Origin of the sequence: Cochleicola gelatinilyticus (assembly GCF_001637325.1) — a bacterium.
Taxonomy (GTDB): domain Bacteria; phylum Bacteroidota; class Bacteroidia; order Flavobacteriales; family Flavobacteriaceae; genus Cochleicola; species Cochleicola gelatinilyticus.
The window spans coordinates 170,491-188,392 of record NZ_LRXL01000012.1 but is presented as its reverse complement, the minus strand read 5'-3'; the positions used below and the strand labels follow the sequence as shown (position 1 = coordinate 188,392).

Annotated in this window: 15 protein-coding genes; 9 read left to right on the top strand and 6 right to left on the bottom strand. The window is 36.3% G+C overall.

Going from position 1 to position 17,902, the window contains the following annotated elements:
* The 9 genes from ULVI_RS01755 to ULVI_RS01715 all read left to right on the top strand — a co-directional run.
* Positions 1-5,445: Ig-like domain-containing protein (locus ULVI_RS01755; protein ID WP_157632545.1), on the top strand; the 5,445-nt coding region annotated here is incomplete at its 5' end.
* A 53-nt stretch (positions 5,446-5,498) separates the two neighbouring features.
* On the top strand, positions 5,499-6,449 hold the full coding sequence (locus tag ULVI_RS01750) for a PorP/SprF family type IX secretion system membrane protein (protein WP_068588972.1): 951 nt from the start codon (positions 5,499-5,501) through the stop codon (positions 6,447-6,449).
* A 12-nt stretch (positions 6,450-6,461) separates the two neighbouring features.
* The gene (locus ULVI_RS01745; RefSeq protein ID WP_068588969.1) at positions 6,462-8,483 is read left to right on the top strand and encodes an OmpA family protein; all 2,022 of its coding nucleotides are present in this window, start codon (positions 6,462-6,464) and stop codon (positions 8,481-8,483) included.
* A 264-nt stretch (positions 8,484-8,747) separates the two neighbouring features.
* The gene (locus ULVI_RS01740; RefSeq protein ID WP_068588996.1) at positions 8,748-10,676 is read left to right on the top strand and encodes an OmpA family protein; all 1,929 of its coding nucleotides are present in this window, start codon (positions 8,748-8,750) and stop codon (positions 10,674-10,676) included.
* Between the two features lie 104 nt (positions 10,677-10,780).
* The gene (idi, locus tag ULVI_RS01735; RefSeq protein WP_068588966.1) at positions 10,781-11,299 is read left to right on the top strand and encodes an isopentenyl-diphosphate Delta-isomerase; all 519 of its coding nucleotides are present in this window, start codon (positions 10,781-10,783) and stop codon (positions 11,297-11,299) included.
* Entirely contained in the window at positions 11,296-11,703 is a 408-nt protein-coding gene (locus ULVI_RS01730; protein ID WP_068588962.1) for a 6-pyruvoyl trahydropterin synthase family protein, read from the top strand. Before idi ends, ULVI_RS01730 begins: the two co-directional genes overlap by 4 nt.
* A gap of 4 nt (positions 11,704-11,707) precedes the next feature.
* Positions 11,708-12,145, top strand: a complete 438-nt coding sequence (locus ULVI_RS01725) for a peroxiredoxin (RefSeq protein WP_068588959.1) — start codon at positions 11,708-11,710, stop codon at positions 12,143-12,145.
* A complete protein-coding gene (locus ULVI_RS01720; protein ID WP_068588957.1) occupies positions 12,145-13,122 on the top strand; it encodes a type I phosphomannose isomerase catalytic subunit in 978 nt (325 codons plus the stop codon). Before ULVI_RS01725 ends, ULVI_RS01720 begins: the two co-directional genes overlap by 1 nt.
* A gap of 69 nt (positions 13,123-13,191) precedes the next feature.
* The gene (locus ULVI_RS01715; protein WP_068588954.1) at positions 13,192-13,458 is read left to right on the top strand and encodes a hypothetical protein; all 267 of its coding nucleotides are present in this window, start codon (positions 13,192-13,194) and stop codon (positions 13,456-13,458) included.
* Positions 13,459-13,507: 49 nt separating this feature from the next.
* Here ULVI_RS01715 and ULVI_RS01710 read toward each other — a convergent pair whose 3' ends face one another.
* From ULVI_RS01710 to ULVI_RS01690, 6 genes are all read right to left on the bottom strand, one after another.
* The gene (locus tag ULVI_RS01710) at positions 13,508-13,969 is read right to left on the bottom strand and encodes a hypothetical protein (RefSeq protein WP_068588951.1); all 462 of its coding nucleotides are present in this window, start codon (positions 13,967-13,969) and stop codon (positions 13,508-13,510) included.
* Between the two features lie 10 nt (positions 13,970-13,979).
* Positions 13,980-14,672: a DUF4369 domain-containing protein gene (locus tag ULVI_RS01705; RefSeq protein WP_068588949.1), complete on the bottom strand. Its 693-nt coding sequence runs from the start codon at positions 14,670-14,672 to the stop codon at positions 13,980-13,982.
* Between the two features lie 95 nt (positions 14,673-14,767).
* A complete protein-coding gene (locus tag ULVI_RS01700; protein WP_068588946.1) occupies positions 14,768-16,105 on the bottom strand; it encodes a DUF819 family protein in 1,338 nt (445 codons plus the stop codon).
* Positions 16,106-16,216: 111 nt separating this feature from the next.
* The gene (locus ULVI_RS01695; RefSeq protein WP_068588943.1) at positions 16,217-16,741 is read right to left on the bottom strand and encodes a hypothetical protein; all 525 of its coding nucleotides are present in this window, start codon (positions 16,739-16,741) and stop codon (positions 16,217-16,219) included.
* A gap of 45 nt (positions 16,742-16,786) precedes the next feature.
* A complete protein-coding gene (locus tag ULVI_RS15275) occupies positions 16,787-16,948 on the bottom strand; it encodes an Arc family DNA-binding protein (protein ID WP_082830757.1) in 162 nt (53 codons plus the stop codon).
* Between the two features lies 1 nt (position 16,949).
* Positions 16,950-17,879, bottom strand: a complete 930-nt coding sequence (locus ULVI_RS01690) for an alpha/beta hydrolase (RefSeq protein ID WP_068588940.1) — start codon at positions 17,877-17,879, stop codon at positions 16,950-16,952.
* Positions 17,880-17,902: the final 23 nt, after the last annotated feature.

Genomic DNA, 17,902 nt, shown 5'->3' with positions numbered 1-17,902 from the left:
ATTAACAATACGTATGTCAATACTCCTGTAAGTGGAGATGTAGGAACTAATGATGAGAATCCTGATGGTCCTGCCGATAGTGAGACGTATACTTTAATTACTGGCGCAACTAATGGTTCTGTCACCTTAAATCCTGACGGAACGTATACGTACACTCCGAATGCTGATTATGTAGGCGAGGATACCTTTGTGTATGAAGTGTGTGATGGTGGAAACCCATCGGCATGTGACCAGGCAACGGTTTATATTGAAGTACTGCCATTGAATAGTTCAGCGAACGAAGCACCTATTGCTAATGCAGACACGAACACAACAGAAGTTGGTGTGCCAATAGATGGGAATGTATTACCTAACGATTTCGACCCAGATGGAGATCCAATCACGGTTACTGACAATACGGATCCTGCTAACGGAACTGTTGTTATGAATCCTGACGGAACATACACATATATTCCAAATACTGGATTTGAAGGAGAGGATAGTTTTGAATACACAATTTGTGATAATGGAAACCCTGCTTTATGCGATACTGCTACGGTTACAATAACCGTGATTCCAGATACAGGAAATATAACTATAGCAAATGATGATGCTTATAATGGTTTACCGAATGAAGACATCACTGGTAATGTGTTAGATAATGATTCTGACCCTGAAGGTAACCTTCAAGTAGTAAATGTTATATTAAGTCCAGTTAGCGGACCTTCAAATGGAAGTATCGTTATTAATGAAGATGGAACTTTTACATATACTCCGAATGATGGATATACTGGGACAGATCAGTTTGTATATGCAATTCAAGACAATGGTGGGCCTATAGCTACAGATCAAGCAACAGTTTATATTACTATTTCACCAAATGGAGATGGAAATGAGATCTTAGCGATCGATGATATCAATAATACCTATGTCAATACTCCTGTAAGTGGAGATGTGGGTACGAACGATGATAATACTGATGGTCCTGCTGGAACTGAAGTCTACACGCTTGTAACAGCTCCTTCAGAGGGAACTGTAACTTTAAATCCTGATGGAACGTACACGTACACTCCGAATGCGAATTATGTAGGCGAGGATACCTTTGTCTATGAAGTGTGTGATGGTGGAAACCCAATAGCATGTGATCAAGCAACGGTTTATATTGAAATATTACCGGATACAACGCCTGGAAATGAGCCACCAGTTGCAAATGCAGATACAAATGTTACCGAAGTTGATGTGCCAGTGAATGGTACCGTAATCTCAAATGATTTTGACCCTGATGGGGATGAAATTATAGTTACAGATAATACGGATCCTGCTAACGGAACTGTTGTTGTGAATCCTGACGGGACGTACACGTATACTCCAAACCCAGGATATACTGGCGAGGATACCTTTGAGTACACAATCTGTGATGATGGTACCCCTGCACTATGCGATACTGCTACAGTAATTATTACAATTGTCGATAATGATGGTGAAAACATCACAGTAGCGAACGATGATGCATACAATGGGTTACCTGATGAAGATATCACAGGTAATGTATTAGATAACGACAATGATCCAGAGGGTGATACACAAATGGTCAATACCACTCCTGTAAGTGGGCCAAGTAACGGTACTGTCGTACTGAATGCTGACGGAACATTTGTATACACTCCAAACCCTGGTGCAACTGGTACGGATCAGTTTGTATATGAAGTGTGTGATGATGGTACACCAAGTGCATGTGATCAAGCAACAGTTTATATTACTATTCCACCTAATGGAGCAGGTAATGAAATTTTAGCAATCGATGATATCAACAACACGTATATAGATCTTCCTGTAAGTGGAGATGTTAGTACTAATGATGAGAATCCTGATGGTCCTGACGGTACAGAAGAATTCACTCTAATAACTGGAACAATAAATGGTACAGTAGTATTAAATCTTGACGGAACATATACATACACTCCAAACTCAGGTTATATAGGTGAAGATACTTTTGTATATCAAATATGTGATGCTGGTAACCCGGTAGCATGTGATACTGCAACAGTTTATATTGAGATCCTTCCGATTAATTCGCCTGCAAATGAGGCGCCAATTGCGAATGCAGACACAAACACTACTGAAGTAGGTGTACCTATCGATGGAAATGTATTGCCAAACGATTTCGACCCTGATGGAGACCCAATTACAATAACAGGAAATACACAGCCATCCAATGGTACTGTCGTATTGAATCCTGACGGAAGCTACACCTATACACCGAATACCGGTTTTGAAGGAGAAGATAGCTTTGAGTATACAATTTGTGATAATGGAACTCCAGCATTATGTGATACCACTACAGTAACAATTACGGTAATTCCAGATACCGGAAATATTACGATAGCAAACGACGATGCCTATAACGGTATTTTAGATATGGTAATTGCAGGAAATGTTTTGGATAATGATTCAGACCCAGAAGGAAATCTTCAAACAGTAGATGTTGCATTAACACCTGTAAGCGGTCCTACAAGTGGAACTGTGATTATAACAGCGGACGGTGAATTTGAATATACCCCGAATCCTGGTTTCTTTGGAACAGATCAATTTGTATATGCAATTCAAGATAATGGAGGTCCTATAGCAACAGATCAAGCTACCGTGTACATCACAATTGCAGCTTCTAATGGAAATGAGATTTTAGCAATCGATGACATTAACGATACTTTTGTAAACCTTCCAGTAGATGGAAACGTTCTAACAAATGATGATAACATTGATGGTCCTGAAGGAACAGAAACAGTTACTTTAGTTAGTGGTCCTACAAACGGAACACTTGTATTGAATCCTAACGGAACTTATACATATACACCAGACACCGACTTTGTAGGGGAGGATGTATTTATATATGAAGTTTGTGATGCAGGAAACCCGATCGCATGTGATCAAGCAACAGTTACTATTGAAGTAATTGGAGATCCACTTGCAGCGAACGATCCGCCAATCGCAAATAACGATACAAATGTTACTGAAATAGACGTACCAGTAACGGGAACTGTTCTTTCAAATGATTTTGATCCTGATGGTGACCCAATAACAGTTACTGATAATACTCAACCATCTAATGGTACAGTAGTAGTAAATACCGACGGAACGTATACATATACACCAAACCCTGGATATTCAGGAGAGGATAGTTTTGAATATACAATCTGTGACAATGGAACGCCTGCATTGTGTGATACAGCGACAGTATACATCCAGATCATTCCTGATAATGGAAATATTACTGTAGCAAACGATGATGCTTATAATGGTGAATTCAATACAGATATTACTGGTAATGTATTAGATAACGATAACGATCCAGAAGGGGATACTCAAATTGTAGATGTTACATTGTCTCCAGTGAGTGGTCCATCAAATGGTACGGTTGTAATAAATCCTGACGGAAGTTTTACATACACACCAAATGCAGACTTCACAGGAACCGATCAATTTGTATACGCAATAGAAGATGATAATGCTGATGTTGCAACAGATCAAGCAACGGTTTACATTACTATTATCGATACACCAAACCCATCAATCGCAATTGTGAAAGAAGGAGAGTTGGTAGATGGATTCGGTGGTGGATGTCCTAATGTGGGTGATATTGTTACCTATACATTCATGGTTCGAAACCTTGGCGATGTTCCATTAGATACTATAGAATTGACAGATCCATTATTGGAAGCACCAAATCCAGTAGTACCTATCGATTTTGTAGGAGGTGATACAAATGCAAATGACATCTTAGAGGATGATGAAATCTGGACTTATACTGCAGATTATGTACTTACTCAAGCGGATATTGATGCTGGTGAAGTAATAAATCAAGCAACAGCTACAGGACTTTCTCCTGCGGATGAAGTAGCAAGTGATTTATCTCATCCGACATTATATACAGATGATGCTCCAACTATTGTTGAGCTTTGTCAAACTCCATTTGTAGGTCTTATCAAAGAAGGACAGTTTATGGACAATAATGGAGATGGTTGTGCAAATGTTGGTGAAGAAATTCTATACTCATTCACAGTATTTAATTTAGGAAACATAACATTGTCAGACATAACTATCACTGATGATTTAGTAGCTGTATTAGGAGGTCCAATAACTCTTGCGCCGCAAACTAACGATGATACTTCTTTCTCAGCAGTGTATACAATTACACAAGCTGATATTGATGCAGGATTGGTTATAAATCAAGCGACTGTTACGGCAACACTTCCTGATGGAATTACCGAAATAACGGATCTTTCAGACCCAGTGAGTGAGTTTGATAATAATCCTACTGAAACCGATCTTTCTCAGTGTAATACAATAGGAATTGTAAAATCAGCAACAATCAACGATGATAATGGAGATGGTTGTGCAGATGTTGATGAAACTGTTACCTATACGTTTAGCGTGAGAAATACTGGAAACAGAGAGTTAACAAACATTTCTATAACAGATCCATTGTTAGAAGCTCCGAATCCGGTAGTGACTATCGAATTCGTTGATGGAGATACCGACGGTGATGATGTATTAGATTTCGATGAGACTTGGACATATACAGCAGAATATGTCGTTACGCAAGCTGATGTAGATGCGGGAGAAATCGTAAATCAGGCTACAGCAAATGCATTCACTGTGTCCGATAACGAAGCAGTAACCGATTTATCTCATCCAACATCGTATACGGCAGATGCTCCAACAGTAACTGGAATCTGTAATATGCCAATGATGGAAGTTCAGAAAATTGGATTGTTTAGAGACGATAATGGAGACGGTTTCTCTGAAGTTGGAGAGCATATAGATTACCAATTTATTGTAACCAACACTGGAGATGTAACACTAACAAACATTGTTATTGAAGATGAACTTCCGGGTATTGAACTAATGGGAGGACCAATAGCGGTATTGTTACCAGGTGAAGTAGATGATAGCACATTTACAGCCGTCTATACCATAACTCAGGAGGATATTGATAATCTTGAGGTTGTAAATCAAGCTTTAGCAATTTCAGACGAAGGAGTTACAGATCTTTCAGATGATCCTAATAACGGAACAAACGAAGATCTTGAAGGTGATGGTGAACCAGATGATCCTACCGTTACAATTATTCCAGGTGTTGGGGGTGAAGATGACTTAGTAATTTACAATGGTATTACACCAGATGGTGATGGTCTTAACGATTTCTTCAATGTAATGGGAATTGAAAACTTCCCAGATAACAACATGAAGATCTTTAACAGATGGGGTGTACTTGTATGGGAAACTGATGGATATGGTGGAACCGATGGTAAACAAAATGTCTTTGAAGGTATCTCGAATGGTAGATCAACGATAAGAGAAGGAGAAGAACTTCCAACAGGAACCTATTACTATGTATTAGTAAGAACCGAACCTGTTAATGGAGAGACTCTTAAAAATTCAGGATACTTATACATTAATCGATAGAAGAATCAAAATCCCGGGAAGCAAATTCCTTCCCGGGTTTAAAATATGTAACTATGAAACACAGTTATTTAGCAATTATAATTTTGGTTTTACTTGGTACGTTTTCAAGTAATGCACAACAGGACCCACAGTACACGCAGTATATGTACAATACACAAGTAGTTAATCCTGCGTATGCTGGTTCTAGAGACGCACTCAATTTTGGTCTATTACTTCGATCACAATGGGTTGGCTTTGAAGGTGCACCACAAACGGGAACATTTACAGTGAATTCTCCAATAGGAGCTTTAGAAAACATGGGTCTAGGACTCTCTATAGTCCATGATGAATTAGGTCCTGCAATCGAATCTAATATCAATGTAGATTACTCCTATAGTATTAGTACTTCAGAAACTGGAGAAGTTTCTTTTGGATTAAAAGCAGGTCTCGATTTATTAGATGTAGATTATACCAAACTTAATATTTTCGATCAAAATGATCCAAGGTTTCAAAATAACATAGATAATAAGTTACAGCCTCAAATTGGTGCTGGGGTATATTATAATACCGATAAATTTTATGCAGGACTTTCTGTTCCTAACTTTCTTACTACCAATCATTTTAATGAAAACGTAATTAACGACTTAGATAATCTGGATATAGAAACTACTGCTGCTGAAAGACTACACTATTTCTTAATTGCAGGGTATGTGTTCGATATAAGTGACGCAGTAAAATTTAAGCCGGCTACATTAGTGAAAGCAGTAAGTGGTTCTCCACTACAGTGGGATGCTTCTGCCAACTTTCTATTGTATGATAAACTTACACTTGGGGCAGCATACCGATGGAGTGCTGCTGTAACAGCTATGGTCGGTTTTCAGGCAACAGATCAAATATTTATTGGCTTTGGTTACGACTATCAAACAACCGACATTGAGCGGTATAGTGATGGATCTTACGAAGTCTTTTTACGTTTTGAGTTGTTTAAACAACCAGAACGCGTACTAACACCAAGGTTCTTCTAAAATATAATTAATATGAATACACCATTACAAAAAATATTCCTCTCTATACTTGTTGTTCTTATTAGTTGTTCCTCTTTAGCTCAAAAACGACAAATAAAGAAAGCCAACGATAATTTTGACAAATTCTCATATATAGATGCTAGAAAGATCTATTTAGAAGTAGTTAAAGATGGATACGAATCTGCCGAAATTTTTAAAAAATTAGGAGATACCTATTATTGGAATAGTGATTATGACAATGCTTCGAAATGGTATGGAGAACTTATAGAAAAATTTCCCGACCAAACCGATTCAGAATATTACTATAGAGCTGCACAATCTTTGAAAAGTTTACGAAAGTACGCAGAATCCGATGCGATGATGGAACAATTTGTTGCAAAAGGAGGAAGTGGTATGCTTTTAAAGAATTTTAAGGAAGATCCAGATTATCTAAAAAGTATCTCTCTTATGGCTAAAGAGTATACACTAGAAGAGGTGAGTGTAAATACTAATTTATCAGACTTTGGTCCTTCCTATTATCTCGATAAACTCGTATATGCTTCAGCAAAGAACTCACAAGGCGGAGAAATTTATGAATGGACACAGCAACCTTTCCTTGATCTGTTCATCGCCGATATGGATGAAAATGGAAAACTATCAAACTCTAAGCGTTTAGGAGGTGATATTAATACAAAATATCATGAATCTTCTACTACCTTTACTAAAGATGGAAATACTGTTTATTTTACAAGAAATAATTTTTACGAAGGAAAAAAAGGAAAAGATAAAGATAAAACAATTCGTTTAAAATTATACAGAGCAACTCTCACAGGGGATAATACATGGACTAATGTAGTTGAGCTCCCATTTAACAGCAAAGAGTATTCAACTGCTCACCCTGCTCTTAGTGTAGATGAAAAACGGCTTTACTTTTCTTCAGATATGCCAGGTACAATTGGGATGTCAGATCTTTGGTATGTGGATATAACGGGAGATAACACGTATAGTGCTCCGGTAAATTTAGGTCCTTCAATAAATACAGAAACGCGGGAGTCTTTCCCCTTTATAGGAAGTAGAAATAATTTATATTTTTCAAGTGATGGCCGAGCTGGTTTAGGAGGGTTCGATATATACGTAACTCCTTTAGATGCAGATGGAATGCCACAGAAGATTTCAAATCTAGGAGAACCAGCAAATAGTGTTCTTGATGACTTTGGCTTTATCGTCAAAGATGATGAAGGAATTGGCTTTCTTTCTTCGAATCGTGGTTTAGATGCCGAGGGCAATAATAACCAAGGAGGTAGTGTCGCAGATCAAATTTACCGAATTGTTGAAAAATGTGTCATTAGTATAGAGGGAACTGTTTTCGATGAAGAATCTAACGCATTGTTACCAGGATCTATCGTTACACTTTTAGATGAAAATAATAAAGAGGTGATGCGAGATACTGTGGGGGCCGACGCAGCTTATAAATTTGTAGCTGATTGTAGTAAGCAATATTCGGTTAGAGGTGCAAATGAACCTAATTATAAGCCCCGAGAGAAAGTTGTTATGACGCCCGATAAAACTGGTGAAATTGTAGTGCCTATACCATTAGTACGCACATGCCCACCAGATGATCTTGGTTGTAGATTGTGTTTACAGCCCATTTTCTTCGATTTCGATCGATATAATATTCGACCAGATGCAGAGATTGAATTAGCTCAAATTGCAGCCGCTATGCGACAAAATCCAGAGTTGATCATTCATATAGAGTCGCATACAGATTCTAGAGCACCTAACAGTTACAATGAAACACTTTCAGATAAAAGGGCACAAGCAACCTTAAATTGGCTGGTTAATGTAGGTAACATAAGTCGAAGTAGATTATCTGCTAAAGGATATGGAGAAACCCAGTTGTTAGATCGTTGTGTAACATTAGATGAATGTGGAAGAGAAGTTAGATCCGCATGCTATGATGGCGCAACTGTTCAAGAAAAATGTAGTGATGGCGTTAAATGTACAGAAGACGAACATCAACGAAATAGAAGATCTATGTTTATTATTCAAAACTAAAAGTTCTAAATTACTTATTAAAAGCGTTCGATATTTTATTGAACGCTTTTAATAAATTATAATCATTAGTAATTACTTTGAAAATTTACATCTTTGTAAAGCTTTATTACTTTTATACTCTCCCCTCTAAGTAAATTTTATCCCCATTTATTTATCAGTACTCCTCAATAATTAGTTTTATGTCTAATAGTACTTATCATTTATATGTAAGTTATTATTTGGAAAAAATTAAGTTATAGATTATTAAATGTAGAAATTATGTGGATGAAATTAAAATACCTATTACTATTATTATTTATTGGTGCGAGTGTAAGTTCTTCTTTTTCTCAAAAGTATAAAGTTGATAAAGCTGACGAAGAATTTGATAAATATGATTTCATTGATGCCCGAGAAATTTATCTTGAAGTTATTAATGAAGGGTTCGATTCTGCTGAGATTTTGAAAAAACTAGGAGATACTTATTATTATAATAGTGATTATGGAAGTGCTGTAAAATGGTATCAAAGACTTTTCGATAAATATCCAAATGCTATAGAAACCGAATATTATTATAGGGCAGCACAATCTTATAAAACGGTTGATGATTTAGAAGCTTCAGAAAAATTAATGAATACCTACTATTCCAAAGGAGGAGAAGATAGGGTAGTAGAAGTTTTCGATAATGATCCAGCTTATTTGAAAACCTTGGGAATACAACCTTTTAAATATGTAATAACTGAAGCAGCAATAAATTCTAAATTTTCAGATTTTGGTCCTTCATATGCAGATAATGATCAATTAATATTTGCAGCTTCAACAAAAGATCTCTCAAATTTCGATACTCATAATTGGAATAATCTACCGTATTTAGATTTGTTTATAGCCAAAGTAGATGGAGAAGGAGGACTTTACGATGTTAAAACCTTACAGGGTGATGTAAATACTAAATATCATGAATCATCCTCAACTATCACTAAAGATGGGAGTACAATGTATTTTACTCGAAATAATTTCACAAATAATAGAAAGGATCACGACAAAGACAGAACCATTCGTCTAAAACTGTATAGAGCAACCAAAACCACTGAAAATACATGGGGGAATGTAGTAGAAATTCCTTTTAATGATAATGAATACAGCGTGGCTCACCCTGCATTAAGTCTTAATGAAAAACGTCTCTATTTCTCCTCAGACATGCCAGGTACATTTGGTCGATCTGATATTTGGTATGTAGATATTGTGGGAGATAATAAATACGGTCCACCAGTTAATTTAGGACCTCTCATCAATACAAAAGCAAGAGAGACATTTCCTTTTATTAGTGAGAATAATATTCTATATTTTTCAGGAGATGGACATGGTGGTTATGGAGGTTTAGACGTTTATATCGCACCTCTTACGGAAGAAGGCAAAGTAGATAAAATTTCAAATTTTGGCACACCAATTAACACGAATAAAGACGATTTTGGGTTTATCACAAAAGAGAGTACCAAAAGCGGATATTTCACCTCTAACAGAACAGGAGGACGTGGAAGTATCGATGATGAAATTTATCATTTTGTAGAGGTTTGTGTCATGACGATTAACGGTGTTGTGAAAGATATCGATACCGATGAACTGTTACCTAATTCGGAAGTTACACTACTGGATGAGAACAATAATGTAATGGAAAAAGTGATCGTTAATGAGGATGCTGCCTTTAGCTTTACTGTAGAATGTGATACAAAATATAAAGTGATAGGAAATAAAAAGAGCTATTATCCTAAAGAAAAAATTGTAGAAACCCCAGATGAAGGTGGGGTAGTAGACATAATTCTTGAATTAAAAAAAGAAGACCCTTGTCCACCTAATGATTTAGGGTGTCGATTAAGCTTACAACCAATATATTTCGATTACGATGAAGATTATATTCGACCTGATGCAGCTGTCGAATTGGCGAAAATTCTCGCAGCTATGCGATTGTACCCCGACCTTGTCATACATATTGAATCACATACAGATTCAAGAGGATCTGCCAGATATAATGAAAAACTTTCAGAAAGAAGAGCGCAATCCACTCGATCTTGGATTGTTGATAGGGGCATTGAGGGTTCTAGAATTTCAGCGAAAGGTTATGGAGAGTCCCAGTTAATCAATCTGTGTGATGACGATGCTGAATGTTCTGAAGAAGAACATCAATTAAATCGCCGTTCCATGTTCATTATTCAAGATTAAGAACTTCATTTCTGCCTTCTCAAAACATGCATTTAACTTTGCGATCATTTGAGTTTTAATACACCTCGGTATTTCGTATTTTTGAAAAAAAATAGTACGGAGTTATGATTGAAGAACAAGTGATTCTTGTCAATGAAAAAGACGAAAAAATTGGATTAATGAATAAGCAGGAAGCGCATGAGAAAGCATTACTTCATCGAGCTTTTTCAGTTTTTATATTTAATAATGATAATGAATTAATGCTTCAACGAAGAGCGTTACATAAGTATCATTCTCCAGGGTTATGGACTAATACCTGCTGTAGCCACCAACGAGACGGAGAAACTTCATTAGCGGCTGGTAAACGTCGTCTTATGGAAGAAATGGGCTTTACCGCACCTCTTAAAGAAACTACTTCATTTATTTATAAGGCGCCGTTCGATAATGGACTTACCGAACATGAATTTGATCATATTTTAGTAGGTGTATATAACGATGAACCTACTATTAATGAAGATGAAGTTGCCGAATGGAAATGGATTTCTATTGCTGAAATTGAAAAAGATATAGAGGCGCACCCAGAGAATTATACAGCTTGGTTTAAGATTATTTTCGAAAAATTTCATCAACATCTAAGCGTATGAGTGTAACGGTTTATAGAAAGGCTCACTTCAATGCAGCACACCGCTTATTTAAAAAAGAGTGGAGTGATGAAAAGAATTTAGAAGTTTTTGGAAAATGCAGCAACCCTAATTATCATGGTCATAACTATGAATTAGTGGTTGGTATTTGTGGACCCATTGACCCCGAAACAGGATTTGTCATCGATCTTAAAATTCTCAAAGAACTTATTGAAAAAGAAGTAGAAGAGCCTTTCGATCACAAAAACCTCAATATTGAAGTAACAGAATTCCAAAAATTAAACCCTACAGTAGAAAATATAGCAATGGTCATTTGGAATAAATTACGCGTTAGGCTAGACAGCAAATACGAAATTTCAGTGAAATTATATGAAACTCCACGAAATTTTGTCGTGTATAACGGATAAAACTATGAGCTTGAAAATAGGAGAACCTATTCCGAAATTTAAATTAAATGACAAAAATGGTGAGGTATTTACTTCGGAATCTATTAGCGGATCGGCAGTAATTTATTTTTATCCAAAAAATTTCACGCCAGGATGCACCAAAGAAGCGTGTGGATTTAGAGATGCTTTTGAAGAATTTACAGAAAAAGGAGCTCAAGTCATCGGAATTAGTTCCGATTCTGAAGCCTCACACCAAAAGTTTGCAGCTCGTTATAAGCTACCATTTATCTTATTAGCCGATACAAATGGAGTAGTACGAAAGAAGTTCGGAGTTAAGAGCACTTTACTCGGTCTATTACCTGGTAGAGAAACATTCGTTTTTAATAAGGAAAGGGAATTGGTTTATAAATTTGAATCTATGAACGCTAAAAATCACATAGGTAAAGCTTTAAAGCACTTATAATGAATAATACTCCTAAATTATATCCGTTAAAATTCACGCCAATCCTTAAAGAAAAAGTTTGGGGAGGAAGAAAATTAGCGACCCATTTACACAAAAGGGGAGAGGGACTTTTAGGAGAAAGCTGGGAAATTTCTGGAGTGCGAGGTGCGATTTCTGAAGTTAGCAATGGTGCTTTAAAAGGAAAAGAGATTACCAAACTACTTATACAGTATAAAGAAGAAATTGTTGGAGCTACTATCTATAAAAACTTTGGAAATGAATTTCCTTTGTTATTCAAATTTATTGATGCTCGAGAAACTCTTTCAGTACAATTGCATCCCAACGAAACATTAGCCAAAGAACGTCATGATTCTTTCGGTAAAACAGAAATGTGGTACATAATGGAAGCCGAACCAGATGCAGATTTAATTCTTGGTTTTAACAAGCCCATGGACCTTGATACCTACACGAAAGAACTTTCAGAAAATAATCTAGCCGCCATATTACATCATGAGAAAGTTCAAAAAGGAGATAGTTTCTTTATTGCTCCAGGAACCGTTCACGCCATTGGAGCAGGAGTTGTGCTAGCAGAAATTCAACAGACCTCAGATATTACTTATAGAATTTACGATTGGGATCGCCCAGATATTAATGGAAAGTTACGCCAGTTACATATCGAAGAAGCGCTCGATGCAATCGACTACGATAAACCAGATGCAAAACTTTCGTACTCTAAAGAAAAAGATGCAAGAGTTCAATTAAAAAGCACTCCATATTTTGAAGTAAATACGCTTCAGTTAACGCAAGACTTTATACCAGATCTTTCTACTATTTCTTCATTTGTGGTATATATGTGTGTGGAGGGTAATACTGAATTGCATTCCGAAGGATTTTCAGAAAAACTTATTAAAGGGGAAACTATATTAGTGCCTGCTTCCATTCGAAATATTCATTTTAAAACCAAAGGGGCCAAACTTTTAGAGATATATATCCCATAAGTATTGTACCTTTGCAAGATTAAAAAATAGAATACAAATTAAAATTTCCGTTAATTACGGAAGCAACCTATGGCTAGTATAAGAGATTTAAAAAAGGATATCAACTATGTATTAGGAGATATTATTGAAGCAGTGTACATTTGGGAACTTACAAATCCTGAAAAAGACAACAAAGAAGCAGAGGCTATTATAGACGAAGCAATTGTTACTTTCGATGAACTTATTGTAAAGGTGAACGAAAACGATGTTGAGAATAAAAAGAAACATTTTAAAGCTGTGAACCAAGAATTGGAAGAACGCGGAAGGAAATTAATCGATAAGATTAACGCCTTGTAAAAAATAAAAAAGCCTCTTACTAAGAGGCTTTTTTATTTTTAGTATTTATTTAATTATACATTTCGAAAGCTCCGTTTGCTAGAATTGCATTCTCGGTTTCTTCAAGACCTTCATTCAGTAGGGTCGCATTAAATGTTCCGATTATAGTTGCAGTCTCATTTTCTAAAACAGTTGCATTAAAAGTAGCGCCATCATCTTCCGAAGAAAACAATGTCCCGTTTAAGACATACCCTATGTAAAAAATGGTTGTTTCTCCAGTTCCATTTTCATTGAGATGGATATTTATTTTTTTTGACCCATCATCTCGAATTGATGCTGTAATACGGCGATAGGTTAGCGTTTCGTCTGCTGTAGTGACTTCGGTGAGGAGCATTTGATCAAACCTTACAGTTTCCCCATCTATAGTTACTTCCATAAAAGAATCTACTGGTCCAGGAGTTTCATCGTCGGTAAAGCATGAAGTTGCAATACAGAGCGTAAGACAACAACATATTAAAAGTAAATTTTTCATGGAGTGAAGTTTATTTATTTTTCAATTCTAACGCTAATTCTTTTCCGTATTTAGAATCTTTAATTCGTTTTGGAAGTGAATTATAAACAGAATCGGCGAAGGCAGATTTAAAACTTCCTAATTGTGTAAGCATTAAATAAGGGGCAATTTCAAATTCTTTGTGGTTCTTCGCAAAATTTACTGTAGCTAAATACCGGCTTTTTTTTAAGGAAGTTTGCTGTTGTTCTAAAGCAGTTATTATTGAGTCATTTCCTTCTTGTTGTGCTTTAAAACGTTGTTCGATAAGATCAAGATTTTTATCTGAATACCGTTTTATTTGTGAAACGTAATTTTGATATAAATTCTCATTTTCAGAACCCGTTACAGTAGCTTTTAAACTGAAACTTTTTAACGTTGTTGTTATATTTATTTCGTTAGCTTCAGCAAAGAATGGAATACGATCGTCCATAAGAGTACCATCTTTTAACCGAAGATATATATAGTAAATCTCAGGACTTTCGATAACTTCCTTAAAACGGAAATTAGCATCTCCATCTACTCGTACAGAGTCTACAGAAACCAATACAGAATCTTCTACCTTCTGAAGTAATATCGTTCCCTTTTTTAATCCTTTTACATGACCAGTTAGTACCATTTCATTCTCATTATTAGAACAGGCAGTTATCACTAATAAAGCAGAAAGAAAGACAAGTAATTTATTCATAGAAAATCTTTTTATAAGGCCGCAAAGATGCAGAAAAAATTAGAACTGAAAGAACTATTTATTCCGATTATAAGACATAAAAACACACCTGTTCCTTAAGCGCCTGAAGCCAATTGCATTAATACTGTACATAATACTGCCCCTAAAGTTCCAATTGCATATCCGAAAACTGCTAATAAAACACCTACTGTTGCTAACGAAGGATGAAATGCCGATGCTACAATAGGGGCAGAGGCTGCACCTCCAACATTGGCTTGACTTCCTACAGCAAGAAAGAAATAGGGAGCTTTTATTAATTTGGCCACCAAAATTAAAAGTCCTGCATGAATTAACATCCAAACCAAGCCGATTACAATTAATAATTTATTTTCGAATATTAGTGTTAGGTCCATTTTCATCCCAATACTTGCAACAAGGATATATATAAATACACTTCCAAATTTACTGGCCCCAGCACCCTCATAGCTACGTAATTTTGTGTAGGATAAAAGAATTCCTATAATCGTAGTAATTGAGATCATCCAGAAAAATGAGGAACTTAGAAATGTAAACATATTTCGGTAGAGTCCTTTAGGTAAACCAGCTACCCACCCCTCGAAAAAACTACTCATATAACCTGCTCCAAAATGTGCAAAACTCACCGTTCCGAATGCAATGGCAGCAAGAATCATTAGGTCGGTTAAGCTTGGATTTCGATCTACACTTAAAGAATAGCTAGACACCTTTTCTTTTAAACTTTCAATAGCAGACGTATCAGCCCCTAACCATTTGTCGATACGGGCAGATTTACCAATACCGATAAGAATAATTGCCATCCAAATATTCGCTACTACAATATCTACGAAGACCATTCCGCCGTAGAGTGCTTGATTATAGCCATAAATTTCGAGCATGGCTGTTTGATTGGCGCCTCCGCCGATCCAACTTCCTGCTAAGGTCGAAAGTCCACGCCACACGGCATCTGCACCTGCGCCACCAACAGCTTCTGGAAAGAAAGTACCCACTAACAATACAGCAACGGGGCCTCCAATTATAATACCTACTGTTCCTGTTAAGAACATAATAAGTGCTTTGGGACCTAAGTTAAATACGGCTTTAAGGTCGATGCTTAACGTCATTAAAACCAATGCAGCGGGTAATAAATACCGACTTGACATATAATAAAGGCTCGAACTTTTTTCAACCACTTCGCCACTGTCTGTTACGCTAACCCATTCTGGAGCAATAACACCAAACGTCGTAAGAATTGCCGGAAGAAAATACGCCATGAAAAGGGCTGGAACAATTTTATAGAATTTGCTCCAAAAGCCAGTTTCTTTATGAGAAGTATAAAATATAAGTCCTAAACAGACCATTAAAACACCAAAAACAATGGTGTCATTTTCAAAAAAAGGAGAGGTGTCTTCAACGATTGTGTTAAGTGTATCCTGCATGGTTGATTGTTTTGCTGCAAAATACGTTTTCTACGGCTGAATTCAGAATTCAGAATTCAATTTTTTTTTCTAATTTTTCCGCTATTTTATATAAATAGATTTGTGGAAATCTTAGTGTTTTGTTTCCGTGTACTTATCAATCCATTGTTTATAAAAAGAAATAAAAGGCTCGAGAACTTGCGTCCAATCGGAAAACTGTAAATGGTATTTTGTAGTTAGTCTAAAAATGGAGCCATCATATACTCCAGTTATAGTGGGCTCAAAAAGGTCTTTTCGAGCAACTTGTTCTAGCTCTTTCAAGATGTCACTTTGTTTTAAGAATGCCTCTACGTTAAGATGTCGGGCGTTAATTTGAAAGCGTTCTTTATTTCTTCGGAAGAGAGATGAGAAATTACTCCTAGTCGTTAATTCGAACTCAAGTGGTTTTCCATTTGTTTTCATTTCACACGTTATAATTCCGTGATATGAAAAACCAGTTTCATTTTTAATTTTTATCGTGTATCCTTTGTAATCGACCATTAATAAATAAATAATTCGCGGACTTCGAACGCCACCACCAACTGCAATATTTTTGTCGTGATAATAGAATGTTCCATTTTCTAGGGAGGCAATCCTCTTAAACTCCTTTTTAAACATAGTAATTAATTTATTTTCTCAAAACGATAGTGCTTTGGAGCAATTTTAGGAGTTGCTTTTTGGATGCCTTCCCGATTTTTTAAGTGCTTCATTAAGCATCCATTCGATCTGCCCATTGGTACTGCGAAATTCATCTGCAGCCCATTTCTCGATGGCTTTCATCATATCTTCATTTACCCGTAATGCGAATGCTTTTTTCTTTGCCATGTTATTTTTTTACAAAAGTAGCTACCGCAGTTATTACTTCCGGCATGACCGGGCGGTTGTACTCGTTGTACGATTTTTGATTTTCTAGATTGTCTCCTTTAATCTCTTTCAAAATATGGTTCATATTAGTAATGAGTTCATAACTTGCCTCTGGAGCTGCTTGTTTTAACAACTCCGCTTCCGAAACTTGTACTTGAACATCCTTGTCTCCCTGAATAATGAGCACAGGAATCGTTAGTTTTGAAATTTCAACTTTGGGGTCATATTGCATCCAATTGGCTAGAAATGGTTGAATCGCAGGACGAAAAATAGATGCTAGCCCGGGACTGTAATTGGTGGTAACTCCGTTCACTCTTAAATCGTCGAATGCTTTTCTAGCACTCTCTTGTAAAGCAGGGGCTTGTTTGCCTAATTGATCTACAATTACATCATCGATCTCTTGTCCCGCACCAGCGATAGAAATAAATCCGTCGGCGCCTTTTTGCGCTGCGACCATACCAATTAATGAGCCTTGACTATGTCCTGCAATGTGTATTTTTGAAAATCTCTTATCATTTTTAAAGAAATTTAATACAGCAATCGCATCTTCCATAAATGCGTCGAATTTTATTTTCGTTTCATCTATATTTCCCGATTTCATGATTTTTAAAATTCTTTTGTCATACCGAAAGCTGGCTATATCTTCTTTATATAAACCTTCTGCCAGAAATTTTAGAGCATTGTTTTTCGCCATTTGCTGATTACCGTTTCGATCGGTAGGACCAGAGCCTGCAATAATGATCACTAGCGGTATTGCTTCAGAAGTGTCTGGAAGTAAAAGTGTACCATCCACCAAGGGCGTAATTGATAGTTCTTCGGAAACAAATGTGTTCTCTTGTGCAGCTACTATTCCGAAGCAACTTATAAGTAGTATTAGAAAGATTTTTTTCATGAGTTATTTTTTTTCTGAAACAA